Below are 19,513 nucleotides of genomic sequence, written 5' to 3'. Positions count from 1 at the left end.
CTAAAAGACACATGTTCCCATCACGAATGCACCTCCCGCAGAAGCTGCATGATCTCACCACTCACCTTATCAAGGTCGGCATCAATCTCGGCAAGATCCCGAGGTGGCTTATACACATAGAAATGGCGGTTGAAAGGAATTTCATACCCGACAATACCGATTTCACCATCCTGGCCATCCTTCTTGCTGCTGTCAATCCATGCTTCAGGCACATGGGGTTGAACCTCTTTGATGAAATACTCCTCATTCACCTCATTGACGGAGCGTGATGGATCCAGCGGCACATTTTCATGATCACGAATATCACCGTCAGGCTGGTACTCAATAACCTTGCCACCCATATTGAAGAGTCCGTATATCGGATTGGCAGTCCCCTTTTTATGCACCTTCTTGATCATCTTCTCGGCATCAGGATTCTTCCAGCTCACCGCTGCTGTGATCTGCTTTTTTACCCTGGCATCAAGCTTTATGCCGGTTGCTTTTACGGCAGCATCATAGCCGTTCATATCATCATGCTGGTCAATGCCGATCTTCTGTTGCTGGAGTCTGGCCTTTTCCAGTATTTCCTTTTGCTGAAGCCAGTTTTTTCGGTTCAGAAGCTCCTTGATCTGCTTCTCCTTTAGGCCACTGAACTCCTTCTTGATATGGATGCGGATATCTTTCTCATACTCTTTTATATCACCATACTTATTGTCACTCCAATGCTTCCCATACTCCTCATGGAGCCACTTCATCGGGGCATTGAGGGGCTTTGAGGCATATCGCAGCTCTTCGATTCTCTCATCACTGAACTGATATGACATCCGCAAAGGCCGTTCGATGGTGATCCGCCTGTAGCCGAACTCATGGCTTTTAAAAATCTTGCTGCTGAAGGTTTTGGGAGCATCACCGTTACCGTTTTCAGATTGACGACCTCGACTGCTCTTTGCATCTGCCGGTTTATCAAGTTCCATGCTGTCAATAACCTCAAAGTCGCCATAAGTGCGTGTAATCAGGCGGATATCCTCATCTCCCATCTCCTTTCGTTTAGAGCCAAGAGATTTGCGCATCTTGTGAAAGAGGTGTATCCCGTTAATGAGCTGAACTTTGCCTTTTCTTGGAGCTGCTTTTTTGTTTGAGAGAATCCAGACGTAGGTGGCAATGCCGGTGTTGTAGAACATGTCTGTGGGCAGGGCCACTATGGCTTCCAGCAGATCAGCTTCCAGGATGTAGCGGCGTATCTCTGATTCTCCGGAACCTGCACCACCAGTAAATAGCGGAGAGCCGTTGAGGATGATACCGATACGTCCGCCACCATCTGAGGCATCCCGCATCTTGCTGACAAGATGCATCAGAAAAAGAAGGGAACCATCAGAAACCCGAGGCAGACTCGGGCCAAACCGCCCATCAAAACCCTTAAGGTTATGTTCATCCTTTATCTCCTTCTCGATCTTCTTCCAGTCCACGCCAAATGGGGGATTGGAGAGCATGTAGTCAAACCTGTCAGCATGGAGCTGGTCATTTGAGAGGGTATTGCCGAACTTGATATTGTTGATCTCCTGACCCTTGATCATCATATCGGCTTTACAGATGGCATAGCTTTCAGGATTCAGCTCCTGACCATATGCCCGCATGACAGCCTGGGGATTCATCTCTGTCACATATTCCATGCCGGAGGAGAGAAAGCCGCCTGTACCTGCTGTGGGATCATAGATTGTCCTTATAATGCCAGGCTTTTGCAGAGCCTCATCATCTTCCATGAACACCAGAGAGGTTGTAAGACGCACAATATCCCGGGGTGTGAAATGCTCACCGGCAGTATCATTGGAACTTTCAGCAAAGCGCCTGATCAGCTCCTCGAACACAAGCCCCATCTCATAGTTTGATATTGCCTTTGGAGAAAGATCTGTGGCTCGTACTTTTTGCACAATTTTATAGAGAAGATTATTGTCAGCAAGCTGACCGATATACTCACTGAACCTGAAGTACTCGAAGACCTCCCTGGCGCTTTTTGAGTACCCCTGGATGTAAGACTCAAGGTTTTCCTTGATGCCGGCTTCACCAAGCTTGCCAAGATCCATCAATGATATATTGAAGAATGACAAGCCGTTGGTCTCCCTGAGGAGCAGCTTCTCCTGTGCCTCTTCCGGCAGGTTCATCTTTCTGATGTTTTCATATGCTGCCAGCACGGCAGGCTTGCTATCTTCCAGCACGCCCTCAAGTCGTCGAAGAAGTGTAAAGGGTAATATCACCCGTCCGTATTGGCTCTGTCTGAAATCTCCACGAAGAAGGTCAGCAAGTGACCAGATGTATGCGGCAAGGTTGTTTGTTGTTTGTGACATTATAGAAGCCTGTTATCTGTTATATTTTTTTGATGAAACTGCAAATCGGGGGTGGTTCTAATTTCCGTCAATGTTAAATTGTGTGAGTCTGTCTGAATCAGGATAGCCAGGATTAACAGGATAAGGCAGGATTAAGCAACTATCCTGAAAATCTTTTTTATCCTGGTTATCCTGACTCAGACAGTAACCTCCATGAATATTGTTTAATTGAACAATACTATAAAAAAATTGCACTTTGCAATATATAATTGCAAGCTTAAAGGTGTTTGCTACCCGACAATGAAACCTTTAAATAACACTATTTTTCCATATTTCAGGCAAGAGAATAATATAAAATTGCCTTTAGTGTGATAGTTGCACTAAAATAAAGGGTTCAGCGTGGAAATAGATACAGATTTTCATATTCGGTGGAGGGTGGCAGTAGAAACAAGGCTTGCCTTGTCTCTACTCTCATGACGTTTTGGTGGGGTTATTCCCTGATGAAAGTTTTAAAAAAGGGAGAGCCGAATCAATTTACTCAAAAGCGACACCTTTTTGGCATTTATTGAATTTGTCTGAATCAGGATAACCAGGATTTACAGAATGTTCAAGATTTTTATCCTGTAAATCCTGGTTATCCTGGGCATCCTGATTCAGACACTATTGATACGCTTCAAAAGATCATAGGTATCATTTTATTAACGATCGACAATATGCTGCAAAACTCTTAGAAGCTGGAGTAGCAGAGGAGTACATTGTAAAAAATGCCATTGCTGTTAAAGGCAAAATGGTTAGGTGTAAAACAATCTATAGAAGGAATTAACTTAAAATGACAGAAAATAAATTAGCATTAAAACCCTATATCCAAGCCATAGAAACACATTGTTCTAAATTATCCAGGGAAGAGCTGATGACCACAATCCTTAATTTTGCAAAAGATGTCCCCGTGAATGGTCGTCAAACGTTTCTGGACAAACTCTATTCCATTTCCCCTGTTGAAATAGAGATCTCACCCGATGAAGCAGAGGCCATTAAAGAGGATATTTTTGGTGAGATAGAAGGACTGCATGAAAAAATACAAGAACGCATTGAGAGTATCGAGGACGGCTCCTACTGGGATGACATTGACTATGAGGAGAGTCATAATAGCTATGGATACTACCGAGATGAATACGACGACGAAGAAGAGCCGGATTACGTTACTGAAGAAGACTGCAAGGAGGTGATTTATTATTTTGAACAGGCAGAAGACCTTTTTCTGGATGGGGAGCTCGTATTAGCCCGTGATATCTATGCAAGATTATTTAATTTATTAGAAGATATTAGTGAGCTGGAATATAATATGTCTCAAATGACAAGCTCATTTGATATAAGAGAGTCCAGAGCAAGATATTGTCGCTGCGTTTATGATACTGCAAAAAAGGAAGAGCGAATCAATGAGTTTATGGAAGCCATAGAGCTATATGCGCCCATCAGCGAAGAAACGTTAAATATTGAAAAAGAAAAATTCCCCATGCTTCAGGATATCATGGATGCTGGAACCGAGGAGCTGAAAGAGAAGGATGATTTTTTGAAACAATGGTTGACTGCTCTGGAAAAGCACACATCCCGAAGAGCAGCCACTCTTTCTCTTGAGGTTTCGGCGTTTTTAAACGGCACGAAGGGTGTGGCTGCTCTGGCAAAAAAATGGGGTGCAGCACAACCTATTGGATTTCTTTACTGGACTCAACTGCTTGTCAAAGAAGAGCAATGGCAAGCCGCATCACAGGCAGCACTTGAATCTCTCAGTGTTCTGCCCAACACTTCCTTGCGGGAACAAGCTGCCGACTATCTGATTCTCTGCGGGGAGAAATTGGAAAACTCATCCCTGATTCTTACAGGGAAACGTGAAAAATTAATCTCAGTTGTCAGTGAGACAAATTTTCTTAATTTTGTTGATGAGATAAACAAGCAAAAAATCCGAGAGAAAGAGCTTGCAAATCTTAAGGATGTCATAAAAAAAGCAGATAACCCAAATTTCCGATCAGATAATAATATCTATGCAAAATTTCTTTTGGTTTCAGGCGATATCACCACTGCCTATGACAGCGTGAAAAAAGATCGTCAAGTGGGGTGGTCTTCCGGAAATGCAGGACTTGTCTTTGGTGCTGTGCTTTATATTATTTGCGGTAGATCAGATAAGGCAACAAGAATCAACACGCTTTTAAAACATTATGCTGACGGATCTGGTACGTATCTTAGGCACCGCAACAAAAAGAATAACGGTATATCCATGTCCGACGAGATTCTGAAGGGCTTAAAGCAATGTCAAATAAATGAAGCAGATAAAGCCGACATGTGGGAATGGGCAACAACAATCGGGCAGGATCGGATTGATCACATCGTCTCCAATAAACACCGCAATGCCTATGAGAGAGCAGCATCAGTTCTGGGAGCGCTGTCGGAATGTTTTATTCTGTTGGATCAGAAACCAAAAGCCCAGGCACTTGCAAAAGAGTATTACAGCACAAAATACAGTCGTTTTTCAGCGTTCAGAAGTGAGGTAAAAGCTGTTTTTCAAGACTCAAATTTACTGCGTTCGTTAGAGCTTTAGTTATTTTTTTAAAATTGACATTTTATTGTATTTTGAACATTTATTCTATTTATCTGAATCAGGATAACCAGGATTTACAGGATTCTCAAGATTTTTATCCTGTAAATCCTGATTATCCTGGGTATCCTGATTCAGACAGTATTGACAAGCTTCAAAAGCTCATTTGTGTCGTTTTTGAGTAGTTATTAGGCATCTGAACTCATGGGTGTTTAAATCTACAAAAGCCCTGTTTGCGCAAAATTTGACAGAACTATCCATGATTTTACGTCAAATTTAAGATCAGGAGCGTTAACAAGCTTTTGTGCCTCCTTTTGAGAAACCATAATAACTTCGATATCTTCAGAATCCTCGTTCCATTTTACAGAAGGCGTTCCCATGCAAAATGAAAATACAAGGGAAACTGACTCATCAGTCATGCCGGACGAGGAGTATATTGGCGGGCTTATCCTGACAACACGTAAAAGATCAAGCCCTGTCTCTTCCCTAAGTTCCCTTGAAGCTGTATCTTCAATGGTCTCCCCCTTATCCATAAGCCCTGCCGGAAATCCATACTGGTAATCCCCAAGGGGCACCCTGAACTCCCTGATAAGAACAAGTTTCTCCTTGTTGACATGAAAAGGTACAACAACCACGGCATCAGGCAGTGAACGATCTCTGTTTTCTGATTGTATTGAATCTTTGCCTGATTCTGATTCTATTAAATCTTTGCCTGAGCGTGATGCATATATCCATGATTTGTCTGTGCCTTTTCGGTCAAGGTATTTAACCTTAAAAAGATTAAGGTGATTGAAATCTGTTACTTTTTTCTTATCAATAATGGTCATGTTGGATTTCATTTATCTTTTCCATCTCCTTCTGACTCTTTACCATGAAAATGAATATCGTTTTTATATTTGTGGGTGATTGATACGCAATCATGGCTGTTTAGACACAACATGTTGTGCCTGAACAGCCATGAATTTTGAAGAGGAAAGTTCTTTCCAGATATTTTTTACCTGCAGACGGCTATTTTCAAGCCCGCCTGAATTATCAACCGAAAAATCAGCATATTTTAATTTTTCATCAATGGGAAGCTGAGATGCCATTATGGTCAATGCTTCTTTATCATCAATATTATCCCTGAGCATAAGGCGTTGAAGCTGTATCTCGGAAGAGACATGCACAACTATGATTTTATCAAACATATGCTGTAAATTCATTTCGATCAAAAGCGGAATAACAGCAAAAACAAAGGCCGAAGGCTCCTTATGGTCAATTGCAGGTACTTTATGGACAATTGCATCCACTTTATGGACAATTGCATCCACTTTATGGACAATTGCGTCCACTTTATGGACAATTGCGTCCACTTTATGGACAAAAAGCTCAAAAATTGCTGGATGCAGTATAGCTTCAAGAGTTTTGCGTTTTTCAGGATTCCGGAAGACAATTTTTGAAAGAGCCTTACGGTCAAGAGTTCCACATGGCTGCAAGATTGATTTGCCAAATGCATTTACAACATCTGCAAGTCCTTTTGTACCCGGGAGTACCACCTCTCTTGCCAGAATATCAAAGTCAACAAGGTGCGCTCCCAGGTCATGAAACATATCTGCAACTGTGGTTTTTCCGCTTGCAACTCCACCGGTAAGACCAACATGACACGGCCTGCCGTACATACGGATACGACGACTTATATCAACGATTCCGCCATTGATATCAAAAATACGACGGCTGCTTTCATATTCATTTTGCAAAGTGTTAAAATCAGCTTTCATGAAGTGTAAATTCCCATGCACAGTACCATTCATCAGGGTGTTCATCAGGGGGACACCCAATGCATCGGGTGGTTATCCTGGAGTCAATGGTTGCAGCAAACGTGGGGTACTCAACCATTCCTCCGGATTTACAGGGATAATCGTCAAGACCCCTTCGTTTTCTGGCCGATTGTACCCTGCACTCGTTCATCCTGAAAATAATACAGTTTTCATTTACATCCTCAATGGATTGCTTATTTATGGCAGCATACATCCTGAATGCCAGGGCTTTTTTAAGTGCCGGAATTCCGCCATTGTCCGGCAAACAGAGCAATTTTTTGATCCTGAAAGCCTCAAAAGGAGAAAATCTTCCCCAGCATGTATCATTACAGCGTTTGGCATCATTCATGTTATATCTGTTTTCCACAGCCTGAAACCAGATCCCGTCATTTGCAAGCCAGTTTACACCAAGTTTTTCAATTAGGGACAATAACTCTTCTTTAGTCAATTTTTTCAATACAGCAGGAATACCATCTTCAAGATCAAAGCCAAGGGTTTTGGAGAGGCGTGTCACCTGATTAAGATAACTTGAATCCCAGACCATATTCTCAATTTCCATTGCCTTTTCCATGCCAAGCTGATGCTGAACCTCGGCAAACCACTGTCCGTAATGAACAATGGTCCTGTGAAAGGCATCCATCACCATTTTAACCAGAAGATCATTATCTGCCTGTTCAATCTGATCTTTAATATTGTTATTTTCCATTGTTATCCCCTGTTCATAAAAAATCCCCAAAAACCACCCGTTTATGGCAGGGAGCTTTGGGGATTTATATTAACCGTTTTAACTTTTCAAAAGTCGTATCATATTTTTCAAATTATAGATTTCCAGATAAATATCTTTCTTGTAAGGTCACTGGGGCTTGGTTCTAACGTCGGCCATGTAATATGTAGGGGCAATCCCTTGTGGTTGCCCTTGGGTACCCACAAGGGGCACCCCTACGGAAGTGGCCCCAAATAGAATCACCCCCGGTCACTGCGTGCCATACTCCTAACATTTACAACGGAAGAATTAATTATCTGGAATACTATACAACCATTGATAGTGTTGATATCTATTCAACCACTGCAAGGATGGCATCCTTTGGTACAGAGTCTCCAGAACCATAATTTATTGCTGTTATGGAACCGTCAGCCGGTGCAGGCAGTGCATTCTCCATCTTCATGGCTTCAAGAATTACAACTGTCTCCCCTTTTTTAACAGCATCACCCACATTTTTTAGATATTTTATAATCATGCCCGGCATTGGAGACTTTACCTGGGCACCAGAACCTGATGCAGCAGCCGGCGCTGGTGCTGCTTTTTTGGGTGCTGGTTTTGAAGCAGGCTTGGGTGGCGGTGGCGGAGCTGCGGCTGCCTGCACAGGTGGCGGAACAGCTCCAGCAGGTGCAGGAGAAGCTGCCGGCTGTGGAGCAGGAGCTGCAACCGCCGGTGCAGGTTGTGCATATGCAATTACAGGTGCGCCACCCACCTCATCAACTCCCACCTCAAAGTACTCACCATCAACAAAGACATTAAAGGTACGAAGGGCTTCTGTCTTCTCAGGGATGTCACCCTTGCAGGAGCATTTTTCAACAAGCTCTCCAGCTCTTGCTTTTTTCAGCATCTCTGCCTCTTTGGCAACATCTTCCATTGTAATTGCTTTCATGGAAGCAGGAACAGGCTCCTTACCATACTTGATCTGGAGGTATTTCTTTCCTGTAACAGGGAAAAGTGTGTAAAGGATAAGATCATCTTCATCAACCGCGAGATCACCTATTTTTTCCTTTGCTGCCTCAAGTTCAGGCTTTAACACTTCTGCCGGACGGCAGGTTATTGGATCACTTCCGCGATCATAACCCTTGAGTGCCTGTTTCTGAACTTCAGGATCAATGGGAATGGCGGTTTTGCCATAAAGGCCGTAGCAGAGATCCTTTACCTGTGCTGTGACCATTTTGTATCTTTCACCTTCGGTGTCAAAAAGAACATTGTTCACTGTCTGGGTACCAACTATCTGGCTTGTTGGTGTCACAAGAGGCACCTGACCAAGCTCTTTTCTTACCCTTGGAAGCTCTTTGTAAACGTCTCCAAGACGATCAAGTGCATCCATTTCCCGAAGCTGATTCACAAGATTGGAGAGCATACCTCCCGGGGTCTGGTGAAGTAGAACATTGATGTCAATAACAGACATTTTGGTATCATCAAGAAGGTGACGATACTTGGGCATGATCTCCTGCTCTAGAGTTTCGTTGATGGATGCCAGAAGCTCAATGTCAAAGCCTGTATCCCTGTCAGTACCAACAAGAGTCATGACAAGGGGCTCCAAAGCAGGATGTGAGGTTCTGTATGCATATGGAGAGAGACATGTATCAAGGATATCCACTCCTGCCTCTACAGCCTTAAGGTGTGTCATAGGAGCCATGCCTGAAGTAAAATGGCTGTGCAGATGAATTGGGGGAGCCACACTCTCCTTTAAAGCCTTGATTAGATTGTATGCATCATATGGAGCCATAAGTCCGGCCATATCCTTTATGCATATACTGTCAGCACCCATTGACTCAAGCTCTTTTGCCTTTTTTATATAATATTCAAGAGTATATACGGTACCGCCCATCCTTGGTTCAGTAAGTGAGTAGCAAATACTTCCCTGAAAATGTTTGCCACACTCTTTTATTACCGGAACCACAGCTTCAAAATTTCTGTAATCATTAAGTGCGTCAAATGTCCTGAAAATATCCATGCCATTGTCTGATGCACGTTTTACAAAAAGCTTTGCAACGTCGTCGGCATAGTTACGATATCCCACAAGATTCTGTCCCCGAAGCAGCATGGAAAAAGGTGTCTTTTTGAAGTACCTTTTAAGGGTTCGGATGCGCTCCCATGGATCTTCGTTAAGATAGCGATGCATGGTATCGAAAGTTGCTCCGCCCCACATCTCAACTGCCCAGAATCCAACCTGATCCATACGCTCGGCAACAGGAATCATATCCTCGGTTCTGCCTCTGGTGGCAAAAAGAGATTGATGTCCGTCCCGCAGTGAAAGATCCTCAATTTTAAGTGGATTGGCAGCCTTTGGCCGCTCTTTTTCACAATTTATCTCACACATGTTTATTTTGCCGTGCTCACTCATTTACGTTCTCCTAAAAATTATATGCTGCCAGGCATAGTGCCTGTTAAATGTTCATGATTGTTCATCAGTTGTCTCTCTGATCAGTTGTCTCTCTGAAGTGAAAACAGATTCTGTTTTCATGATCAGTTGGCCTAAGCTCTGCCATGAGTGCTCATTAAAAAGTCTCCATAACATATTGATATATAAAGACTTTCATCCATCATTATAATACCATCGCTATAATGAGGGTTTACCTGAAAGTCCTCATCTGCATCATTGTGCGCATCTGCATAATGTCACTTCTGCCCATGCTTCCCCACATATTAGGATAGTTTCCAGTACCTGTAACAGGTGGTTCAATCACCTTTGCCTTGCCTGCTCCGGCTCCTGAAGCAAAGTATGCCGCCTCTTCACAGGTTTTAATGTAGGTAAAGACTGCCGATGAAATAGCAGCCATTTTTTTTGAATCAATCGTCATGTCAGCCTCTCGCTGTTTACAGGGATTTATAAGAAAGTCCCAGTTATTCAAGGATTCTCAGGACTTTCAAGCTTCGTTGTGGCAGATGTGTCTGCCATGTATGTTATACAGGAATATTACCATGTTTTTTGGCAGGACGCATCTCCCGTTTTGTGCAAAGGGCATCAAGTGCGTCACAAAGTCGCGAGCGGGTCTCGGCAGGGCGTATAACAGCATCCACATATCCCCTGCTTGCAGCACAGTATGGGTTGGAAAAAAGCTCTTCATACTCAGAAATTTTCTGTTTTCTTGTCTCTGCCGGATCTTCGGAATTTTTTATCTCCCTTGCATGGATAACATTGGCAGCACCTTCTGCACCCATAACTGCAATCTGGGCACTTGGCCATGCAAAGGCCATATCAGCACCAAGATGCTTGGAGCACATGGCAAGGTATGACCCACCGTAATCCTTGCGGGTGATAAGAAGAAGCTTTGGCACAGTGGCTTCGGAATAGCACCACAGAAGTTTTGCACCATGACGGATAATTCCACCCCACTCCTGATCACTTCCTGGAAGATATCCCGGCACATCAGCTATTGTGAGCATGGGGATATTGAATGCATCACAAAAACGGATAAAACGTGTAGCCTTGTCCGAGGCATTTATATCAAGGCATCCTGCCAGATGTGCAGGCTGGTTGGCAATAATACCAATGGGCCTTCCATTCATCCTTGCAAAGCAGATTAAAATATTTTTTGCAAAATACTGATGCGGTTCAAAGAACTCACCATTATCAACAATGGATGTGATAATCTCCTTTACATCATAGGACTGGTTAGGATGATCAGGAATAACAAGATCAAGAGCGCTATCCATACGGTGGGGATCATCTCCTGTCTCGACAATGGGAGGATCCTCCATGTTGTTGGAAGGCAGATATGACAAGAGAATCCTGATCTGTTCAAGGGCATCCTGATCAGATTCGCAGGCAAAATGAGCAACACCGCTTTTCTCATTGTGGGTCATGGCACCGCCAAGCTCTTCAAAGGAGATCTCTTCACCTGTGACAGACTTGATAACCTGTGGACCGGTAATAAACATGTAACTTGTATCTTTGACCATGAAAATCCAGTCTGTCATGGCAGGAGAATATACAGCACCGCCTGCTGTGGGTCCCATTATGGCTGTTATCTGGGGAATGACACCTGAAGCTGATGCATTCCTGAAAAAAATCTCTCCGTAACCTGACAGGGCATCTACACCCTCCTGGATTCTTGCACCACCGGAATCATTAAGCCCAACCACAGGCGCACCAGCTTTCATGGCCATATCCATTATTTTGCAGATCTTTTTGGCCTGCATTTCACCAAGGCTTCCGGCCCTGGATGTAAAATCCTGGGAATAGGCAAATACAATCCGGCCATCAACTTTCCCGTGTCCTGTGACCACACCATCTGCGGGAATCTCTTTTGTCTCCATCCCGAAATTCACGCACCGATGGGTGACAAACATGTCAATCTCCCTGAAACTGCCTGGATCAAAGAGAAGATTCAATCTCTCTCTGGCATTGAGAGTGCCTTTTTCCCGTCTCTTTTCAAGGGCTTTTTCGCCCCCCATTCCAAGGATTCTTGATTCTCTTTCCTTTAAATCCTTGATTTTGTCTGCTATGACGCCCATAGTGATACCCTTTCGTTAATTCTCGTGAGTTTAAACTTCCTGCTTTCCATCGTTTATGTGATGAATTAAAATTGATGATCTCGTAAAAAGTCTAAAAAGCCAAAATCGCGATTAATAATTGCAGTAGAAGATTTGGCATCCTTAAATTGGCTGGTTTAAATTTCCCGGAAGACCATGCCCATTTTCAGGGAATCTCAATCTAAAAAATGTAAAGTGCTTTTGGGATGATGTGAAAAATGTCGAAAATTTAACAAACAGATTTCATCACCCCTCGTTCATATCTATAAAAAATGAACGTATAGTGAACTACAATTAAATGAAATATGTCAACAATAAAAAAGTTTACAAGGATAGAATCTCACTTTTTTATAATGAATTCAATTCATAATGCTACCACATTCAACAAATCATTATCATGCTTCATAAAATCAACACAATTCAAATTCACCTTTTTAACTCATATCGTTTGCCACGATTAACATCTGTGCTATGATTAAAAGGAGAGCTAATGAAAGATACCGGAATTTCATACAACACTCAAAATCGATATCTTTTGCTTTTTTGCTTGCTGAATATGTCTTAATTAGAATGCCCAGGATTAACAGGAAAGGCAGGATTATCTATCCTGAACATCCTTTTTATCCTGGTTATCCTGATTCAGACTGTATTGACAAGGCTCAAGAGTTTTTTATAAGAAAGTCCCCGTATTTTAAGGCTCTAAAGGACTTTCATGCTTCGTTGTGGCAAATATGTATGCCATGGCCGTTATATGAAAGTCTCGGTAACAGCCTGTTTTTAAAACGACTTTCATCTTTTCGATTGTGGCTATCATCAGCCATGTACGTTATATAAAAGTCTCCACAAGTGGCTGTTTTTATAAAGACTTTCAATCTTTCGATTGTGGCGGTAATCCGCCATGTACGTTATAACGGTCGATTTTGAGTACAATAAGGAACAATATATGGCAAAAGGTCTTAAAAAAAATCTGATCAATGACTCCACCATTGAACTGCTGTCAAGATTTGAAATCCTGCGAAACCTTTCCCATGAAGAGCTCAAAACCCTTCTCCGTGGAAAGGAGACATCCTATGAAGCACGAATTGCAAAGCTTATCAGGTTTGAACCTGAAGAGACTGTCATAAGAGAGGGAGACTTTGATTCATGGTCATTCTGGATTGTTACAGGCAGCTACAACATAGTTATTGCTGATACCGTAATTGCCACACTTAATGTCCCTGGAGAAATATTCGGGGAGATGAGTGTTCTTGATGGTATTCCCAGAACAGCTTCTGTTGTTGCTGTAAAAGAAGGGATCTGCCTTGGAATTGATATGTCCATACTCACAAATCTTGATGATGAATATATCGTCCACATTATCACTTCTGGATTTAAACAAAAAAAGATGGAACGGCTCAACCTCACTCATCTCCAGGTGGTCAAGGAGAAACAGGCCATTGATTCCAGATATACAACTCTTCTGAAGTTGGAAAAAGATTTAAAGAAGAGGGAAGATGCTCTTGCCCAAAAAGAAGAGATGCTGTATAAAAAAGAACAGGAGCTTATCAAAAGAGAAATAGCCATGATGAAACTTGACAGTTATGATTAGGAAGACTCTCAGATAACCTCAAAATCGACACCTATAAACTCTTGAGCCTTGTCGAGACTGCTTTTTTACCGTGAAAATGACTATCATTTTTATATTTGGGGGTGATTGATACGTAATCAATCATGCCCGTTTACCGTGAAAATGACTATCATTTTTATATTTGGGGGTGATTGATACGTAATCAATCATGCCTGTTTACCGTGAAAATGACTATTATTTTTACACTTGGGGGACGATTGATACGCAATCATACCCGTTTATTCTGCTTTCTTCAATACCAGAAAATAGAGCCTGCCCATCTGTTTCATATGCCCTGCAACCTTTTCAGCATATGCACCATTTCCACAGAAAAGATCTGCCCTGCCCGCCCCTTTTATCGCACCACCGGTATCCTGATTTAACACAAAACCGGCATACTCTTTCCACTCAAGAACATTTTCTGTCACGCTTTCTTCTTCCGTAGGGATGGTTGTTTCAATAAAACAGAGTGCCCCTTTTGGAAATATGGAGACATCAGTTGCAATTGACCGCATGGGAGTAACCTCAACTCCAAGGCATCCGTAAGGACCGCCCTTTCCCTCATGAAAAAAGACAAAACTTGGGTTGTAATGCAGTACATCATCTATTCTATCAGGGTGCATTTCCAGCCACCTGCGGATTGCCTGCATTGACATCTTCTCTTTTTGAATCTCTCCCTTGTCAGCAAGATATTTGCCAATGGCTCTGTAAGGCTGACCGTTTTTTGAGTTATACTGAACCCTCATAACGCCTCCCTCTCTGAGAATCACCCTGCCTGAACCCTGTATCTCCAGAAAAAAACGATCTATTCTACTTTTAAGCCACACAACAGGCTTGGCAACCTTCTCAAACTCTGCCCTAGAGTTAATCTCTGCCCTGGTATAGTAAGGGACAAGCTCATTCCGGTTATTGACCCTACCTGACAAAGATGAGTCTCCCTTGTATTTTGATGAGAAACGCCCGAGATTAACAGTAATAAGGTCACTCGGTCTTGAGTATATAGGATAACAATAGATATCATCCTTTATGAGGCTTCCCTCAATAGAGGGTTCATAATATCCTGTGAACATTACAGAAAAATCAGACTTATCATCTTTATCTGATAGTTCTCTTACTGTGGTATAAACAACATAATGCTTTTTTAGGAACGCTTGAAGCTGCTCCTCTGAAGGCTCAATCATTATAAAATCAAGAAAATGTTCAAGGGATTGACGAATATGAACTGCATCATAGATATCATCGCCAAATTCAAACTTTGTCTCCGGCGAAATTTTTCCATAGTAAGAAATGCTCTGCCTGAGAGCTTTTTCAAGTGATTTTGTTCCGTGATCATCCGTAAAAGCGGGATAATCTTCCATGGAAAGCCTTGAAAGAGGATAATATTTATGAATATCCGTTTTTTTCAATGGTTCGCTGCAACTGCAAACAAACAGAAACAAGGCAGGGACAAAAAAGCAAAACCATTTTATAATAAAAGACTTTTTTAGTGGATTCATCTAATGTTTCCCGTCAAGATAGCGAGGCGCTGTGAACTCACCGCTTTTTCCCCCTGATTTCTTTTTCAGGTGGATATCGGAAATGATCATTGCCTTGTCATAGGATTTGCACATGTCATATATAGTCAAAGCCGCAACAGAAACTGCTGTCAGAGCCTCCATCTCCACACCTGTCTGACCTGAAAGGGAGACCTTTGCTTCAATGGCAATTGTGCTGCTGACATGGTCAGGATAAAAATCCACGCCGGCATGGGTGATATTAAGAGGATGGCACATGGGAATCAGCTCTGATGTTTTTTTGGCTGCCATTATTCCGGCAATTCTTGCTGTCTCAAGGACATTTCCCTTTTTAACGCTGTTGTCAGTTATCTGTTTCAGTGTGGAGGGGGTCATTCGTATATTGCCGCCAGCCACTGCTGTCCGCTCTGTGTTCTCTTTTCCGCCCACATCAACCATCCTGACTCTTCCCTCTTCATCAAGATGTGTAAAATCATTCATATCCTTATCATTCTCCTGTTGTATCTTTCATTTGTATGCCTGCACTTTTTATGAACCATGTGGGTGTTCCTTGAACTCGACCATGAAGGTTTATTTCATGAACTGCTCCTTTGATGTGGCTTCAGATTTTACACGGTTAAGTGTCTGGCTCAATGTCTCAATCACATTTTCTCTTATATCACCTGCCACTGCAATATACATGACATCATCTCCAACATTAAGGGGCATGTTTTCATGAATCTCGACAAGAACCTCTACAATACCTGGTTTTGCTTTCTGTTCAGCAATTATTTCATTGAGCTTATCATGGTTCACCTTTACGGAAAGGCCGGTTACCTCTGCCCCTTCTCTTGTGGTTTGTCTGACCACGCCATTGTGATAGAGAACCATTCCCACTTTTGGATAATCGGGATGGGACTTAATTTGTCTTATCATTGTATCAATACTCACGATTTACTCCTTCAAGGTCTTTTGGTGTTTTTTACCGTGAAAATACCCATATCATTTTCATGATCGGGGGTGGCCGGATGCCGGCCATGAAGGTTTATTTTCTAAAAACAGTCAATTCTCAAAGACGACACCTATGATCTTTTGGGCTTTGTCAATACTGTCTTAATCAGGATTCCCAAAATTAACAAAGATAAGGCCAGATTGTATATCCTGAACATCCCATCCATCCTGGTTATCCTGATTCAGACAAATGCAATATCTCCTGAAAAAGCAATAAGATGTCGATTTTGAGGTTATCACATAAGCACCCTGGCCAGATAATGACCTGTATAACCAGCCCCTGAGGCTGCAACATTTTCAGGGCTTCCCTCTGCTACAATTTTTCCGCCCCTGCTGCCACCGTCAGGACCAAGGTCAATAACCCAGTCAACTGTTTTGATTACATCGAGATTATGCTCAATTACAATAACAGTATTACCATTTTCAGACAAGCGTTTAAGAACATTCAAAAGCATCTGGATATCCTGAAAGTGAAGCCCTGTGGTGGGTTCGTCCAGAATATAAAGTGTCTGACCTGTATCCCTTTTGGCAAGTTCCCTTGCAAGCTTTATACGCTGGGCCTCTCCTCCTGAAAGGGTTGTGGCAGCTTGTCCAAGCTTTATGTAGGAAAGCCCCACATCCATGAGGGTATCAAGAATGTTCACAATCCTTGGATGATGCAGAAAAAGGTCCCGTGCCTGCATAACAGAAAGATCAAGTACATCTGCTATGGAGTGATCTTTGTATTTTATCTTAAGGGTTGCCTCGTTAAAGCGCCTTCCGCGACACACCTCGCAGGGGACAAAGACATCAGCCAGAAAATGCATCTCAACCTTTATATAACCATCACCGCTGCAAGCTTCACATCTGCCCCCCTTTACATTAAAAGAGTACCTTCCTTTTTTGTATCCATATACCTTTGATTCAGGAAGCTCTGCAAAAAGCTCCCTGATGGGATCAAAAACCTTTGTATATGTGGCAGGATTACTTCTTGGGGTTCGGCCAATGGGTTTCTGGTCAATATTGATAATTTTATTTATAAACTCCATTCCCTTTATTGCCCTGTGTCTTCCCACCTCCATTGTGGAGCCGTGAAGATGTCTTGCCACAGCAGGATAGAGTATCTGGTTTACAAGTGTTGATTTGCCCGCACCTGACACACCTGTAATACCAACAAGAAGGCCCAGAGGAATTTTAACATCAATATTCCCAAGATTGTTTTCAGAAGCCTTTTCAATAATAATCCACTGATTGCCGGACTGTTCAGGTGTTTTTCGCTCTTCAGGGAGTTCAATTTTCCGGGAGCCATTAAGGTAGCTTCCGGTTAATGATGCAGGGTTGTCCCTTATTTCAGCAGGGGTTCCCTGGGCTGTGATCTGGCCTCCAAGATGACCGGCACCAGGGCCTATATCAACGATCCAGTCGGCAAGGTTCATGGTCTCTTCGTCATGTTCAACAACGATCAGGGTATTGCCTATATCCCTTAAATGGCAAAGGGTATCAAGAAGCTTTCTGTTATCCCTCTGATGAAGCCCTATGGATGGTTCATCAAGGATATAAAGTACCCCTGTCAACTCAGATCCCACCTGTGATGCAAGCCGTATGCGCTGGGATTCGCCACCTGAAAGGGTTGGTCCCTTGCGGTCAAGGGAGAGATAATCAAGACCTACATTCACAAGAAATCCAAGGCGGCTGGATATCTCTTTCAAAAGCTCCCCTGCTATAAGTTTACGGTTTCCGTCAAGGTCAAGAGAAGATATAAAATCATGGGCCTCAAGTATGCTCATCTCTGTTATGTCAATGATGGATTTCTCCTTAATCAGAACATTGAGAACCTCTGTTTTAAGGCGTTTTCCCCTGCATACAGGGCAGGTCTGTTCACTCATGAAGGCTGAGTAATATTTTTTCTGGCTTTCAGACTGGGTGGATCGGTATCTTCGCATCAGTGTATGCACAATCCCTTCATGCTCCCGCTCCACTTCGCCTTTTATTTTTGCTGAGTTCCAATTTACAACAAGTTTTCTTTTACCTGCACCATTTAAGATAATACCCCTGTGCTCCGTAGGCATTTTGTTCCAGGGTGTATCAAGGCTTATACCCCACTGCTCTTCCATAGCCAGAAGCTGCCCCAGTCCCCATGAATTCTGCATACTGTTTCCATTAAAACCGCTGCCGGAACCAAAATAATTTTTCCAGGGCAACACAGCACCTTCACGGATTGTAAGGGATTCATCCGGCACAATTTTTTCTGGTGCCATGAAAAGCAAGGTTCCGATTCCATTGCATTCGGGACACATTCCAATGGGGGAGTTAAATGAAAAAAGGGTTGGCTCAAGCTCAGGATATGCAATACCGCAGCAGGATCTGGCCTCACTCATCTTTATATCTTCCCTTCCCATTATATGCACAATGAGCTGGCTGTTCCCGATTTTTAAAGCACTCTCAACAGAGTCAGTCAGGCGCCTGTTAAACTCAGAATCACTGTTTTTTATTACAAGCCGGTCAACAACCACCTCAATCTGATGTTTCTTGTTTTTTGCAAGGGACTGTACATCTTCAAGATTCTGCACTACACCATCAATACGAACCCTTGCAAAACCATCTTTTTTCAATTTTTCAAAAAGTTCTCTGTGCTCCCCTTTTCGATTCTCAACAACCGGTGCAAGTATCAGGATTTTTGAAGATTCAGGCAAAGAGAGAATTTGTGAAACCATACTCTGGGCATCACCCCTTCCCACCTTTTTACCGCATTTGACACAAAACTGCTCACCTGCACGGGCAAAGAGTACCCGCAGATAGTCGTAGATTTCAGTTATGGTGCCGACAGTTGATCGGGGATTTTTACTTGCTGCCTTCTGTTCAATTGAGATGGTGGGAGAGAGGCCACGGATTGTGTCATAGCGGGGTTTTACCATCTGCCCTATGAACTGACGGGCATAGGAGGAAAGTGATTCTACATATCGGCGCTGACCTTCAGCAAAAATGGTATCAAAGGCAAGGCTTGATTTGCCGGAACCTGAAACGCCTGTAAATACTATGAGCTTCTTTTTTGGAAGCTCCACATCAATATTTTTTAGGTTATGCTCACGGGCACCTTTTACAAGTATGGTATTTAACTCGCTTGTAGTCTTTTTCACAGGTTCTTTGAGGTTGTTTGCCTCCTTAAGGCTTTTTATCTCTTGCAGGCTTTTTGCGTCTTTAAGACTTTTTGCATCTTGCAGACTTTTTGCATCTTGCAGGCTTTTTGCATCTTGCAGTTTTTTTGCTTCCTTCAGGCTTTTTATCTCTTGCAGACTTTTTGCATCCTTAAGACTTTTTGCTTCTTGCAGGCTGGCTGTGGGGATACCTTCTTTCATATTATATTCAGCTCCAATTCCTTGAATTCCGGACAGTGTTCTGTCAGGCTTTAAAACCGGACAGAGCAAAAGGGCAGAACAAGAATGTTCTGCCCTGGTAAAACCTCATATAAATAAGCATCCCCTGAAAATTGTAAACC

The 19,513-nt window shown here is 42.7% G+C and carries 13 protein-coding genes; 2 read left to right on the top strand and 11 right to left on the bottom strand.

Annotated features, from left to right (window positions below; genetic code table 11):
- Positions 1-20: 20 nt before the first annotated feature.
- On the bottom strand, positions 21-2,321 hold the full coding sequence (locus MTBBW1_RS05895; protein ID WP_080800538.1) for a type I restriction-modification system subunit M: 2,301 nt from the start codon (positions 2,319-2,321) through the stop codon (positions 21-23).
- Positions 2,322-3,129: 808 nt separating this feature from the next.
- Here MTBBW1_RS05895 and MTBBW1_RS05890 point away from each other — a divergent pair.
- Positions 3,130-4,893: a hypothetical protein gene (locus MTBBW1_RS05890; RefSeq protein ID WP_080800537.1), complete on the top strand. Its 1,764-nt coding sequence runs from the start codon at positions 3,130-3,132 to the stop codon at positions 4,891-4,893.
- 215 nt (positions 4,894-5,108) lie between these two features.
- Here MTBBW1_RS05890 and MTBBW1_RS05885 read toward each other — a convergent pair whose 3' ends face one another.
- The 6 genes from MTBBW1_RS05885 to MTBBW1_RS05860 all read right to left on the bottom strand — a co-directional run bounded on the left by MTBBW1_RS05885 (position 5,109) and on the right by MTBBW1_RS05860 (position 11,910).
- On the bottom strand, positions 5,109-5,729 hold the full coding sequence (locus tag MTBBW1_RS05885) for an NUDIX hydrolase (RefSeq protein ID WP_245809274.1): 621 nt from the start codon (positions 5,727-5,729) through the stop codon (positions 5,109-5,111).
- A gap of 78 nt (positions 5,730-5,807) precedes the next feature.
- Positions 5,808-6,647 (bottom strand): dephospho-CoA kinase, encoded by an 840-nt coding sequence (gene coaE, locus MTBBW1_RS05880; protein WP_222423994.1) that lies wholly within the window; start codon positions 6,645-6,647, stop codon positions 5,808-5,810.
- Positions 6,637-7,392 carry a DUF6125 family protein gene (locus tag MTBBW1_RS05875; RefSeq protein ID WP_080800534.1) on the bottom strand — a complete coding sequence of 252 codons (756 nt, stop codon included), beginning with the start codon at positions 7,390-7,392 and terminating at the stop codon, positions 6,637-6,639. The genes coaE and MTBBW1_RS05875 overlap by 11 nt, the downstream gene beginning before the upstream one ends.
- A gap of 349 nt (positions 7,393-7,741) precedes the next feature.
- Positions 7,742-9,796: a pyruvate carboxylase subunit B gene (locus MTBBW1_RS05870; protein ID WP_080800532.1), complete on the bottom strand. Its 2,055-nt coding sequence runs from the start codon at positions 9,794-9,796 to the stop codon at positions 7,742-7,744.
- 229 nt (positions 9,797-10,025) lie between these two features.
- Positions 10,026-10,253 carry a hypothetical protein gene (locus tag MTBBW1_RS05865; protein ID WP_139786680.1) on the bottom strand — a complete coding sequence of 76 codons (228 nt, stop codon included), beginning with the start codon at positions 10,251-10,253 and terminating at the stop codon, positions 10,026-10,028.
- Between the two features lie 103 nt (positions 10,254-10,356).
- Positions 10,357-11,910 carry an acyl-CoA carboxylase subunit beta gene (locus MTBBW1_RS05860; protein WP_080800526.1) on the bottom strand — a complete coding sequence of 518 codons (1,554 nt, stop codon included), beginning with the start codon at positions 11,908-11,910 and terminating at the stop codon, positions 10,357-10,359.
- Between the two features lie 916 nt (positions 11,911-12,826).
- Between MTBBW1_RS05860 and MTBBW1_RS05855 the strand changes: the two genes are divergently transcribed.
- A complete protein-coding gene (locus tag MTBBW1_RS05855) occupies positions 12,827-13,516 on the top strand; it encodes a cyclic nucleotide-binding domain-containing protein (protein WP_080800523.1) in 690 nt (229 codons plus the stop codon).
- Positions 13,517-13,773: 257 nt separating this feature from the next.
- Here the strand turns inward: MTBBW1_RS05855 and mltA are convergent, their stop codons facing one another.
- The 4 genes from mltA to uvrA form a co-directional block, all read right to left on the bottom strand.
- A complete protein-coding gene (gene mltA / locus MTBBW1_RS05850) occupies positions 13,774-15,030 on the bottom strand; it encodes a murein transglycosylase A (RefSeq protein WP_080800520.1) in 1,257 nt (418 codons plus the stop codon).
- Positions 15,031-15,528 (bottom strand): cyclic pyranopterin monophosphate synthase MoaC, encoded by a 498-nt coding sequence (gene moaC / locus MTBBW1_RS05845; RefSeq protein WP_080800518.1) that lies wholly within the window; start codon positions 15,526-15,528, stop codon positions 15,031-15,033. It lies immediately after the preceding gene.
- A gap of 90 nt (positions 15,529-15,618) precedes the next feature.
- Positions 15,619-15,978, bottom strand: a complete 360-nt coding sequence (locus MTBBW1_RS05840; RefSeq protein ID WP_080800516.1) for a molybdenum cofactor biosynthesis protein MoaE — start codon at positions 15,976-15,978, stop codon at positions 15,619-15,621.
- Positions 15,979-16,274: 296 nt separating this feature from the next.
- On the bottom strand, positions 16,275-19,373 hold the full coding sequence (uvrA, locus tag MTBBW1_RS05835; RefSeq protein ID WP_080800513.1) for an excinuclease ABC subunit UvrA: 3,099 nt from the start codon (positions 19,371-19,373) through the stop codon (positions 16,275-16,277).
- Positions 19,374-19,513 lie beyond the last annotated feature (140 nt).

This window comes from Desulfamplus magnetovallimortis (assembly GCF_900170035.1).
GTDB classification, from domain to species: Bacteria; Desulfobacterota; Desulfobacteria; order Desulfobacterales; family Desulfobacteraceae; genus Desulfamplus; species Desulfamplus magnetovallimortis.
This window is presented reverse-complemented; position numbering and strand designations above follow the sequence as displayed.

What these genes read in the sequence shown, in the direction of transcription:
- coaE (WP_222423994.1), bottom strand. Translation starts at nt 6,647, where the DNA reads ATGAAAGCTGATTTTAACACTTTGCAAAATGAATATGAAAGCAGCCGT.
- mltA (WP_080800520.1), bottom strand. Translation starts at nt 15,030, where the DNA reads ATGAATCCACTAAAAAAGTCTTTTATTATAAAATGGTTTTGCTTTTTT.
- MTBBW1_RS05855 (WP_080800523.1), top strand. Translation starts at nt 12,827, where the DNA reads ATGTACGTTATAACGGTCGATTTTGAGTACAATAAGGAACAATATATG.
- MTBBW1_RS05860 (WP_080800526.1), bottom strand. Translation starts at nt 11,910, where the DNA reads ATGGGCGTCATAGCAGACAAAATCAAGGATTTAAAGGAAAGAGAATCA.
- MTBBW1_RS05870 (WP_080800532.1), bottom strand. Translation starts at nt 9,796, where the DNA reads ATGAGTGAGCACGGCAAAATAAACATGTGTGAGATAAATTGTGAAAAA.
- MTBBW1_RS05865 (WP_139786680.1), bottom strand. Translation starts at nt 10,253, where the DNA reads ATGACGATTGATTCAAAAAAAATGGCTGCTATTTCATCGGCAGTCTTT.
- MTBBW1_RS05890 (WP_080800537.1), top strand. Translation starts at nt 3,130, where the DNA reads ATGACAGAAAATAAATTAGCATTAAAACCCTATATCCAAGCCATAGAA.
- MTBBW1_RS05875 (WP_080800534.1), bottom strand. Translation starts at nt 7,392, where the DNA reads ATGGAAAATAACAATATTAAAGATCAGATTGAACAGGCAGATAATGAT.
- moaC (WP_080800518.1), bottom strand. Translation starts at nt 15,528, where the DNA reads ATGAATGATTTTACACATCTTGATGAAGAGGGAAGAGTCAGGATGGTT.
- MTBBW1_RS05895 (WP_080800538.1), bottom strand. Translation starts at nt 2,321, where the DNA reads ATGTCACAAACAACAAACAACCTTGCCGCATACATCTGGTCACTTGCT.
- uvrA (WP_080800513.1), bottom strand. Translation starts at nt 19,373, where the DNA reads ATGAAAGAAGGTATCCCCACAGCCAGCCTGCAAGAAGCAAAAAGTCTT.
- MTBBW1_RS05885 (WP_245809274.1), bottom strand. Translation starts at nt 5,729, where the DNA reads ATGAAATCCAACATGACCATTATTGATAAGAAAAAAGTAACAGATTTC.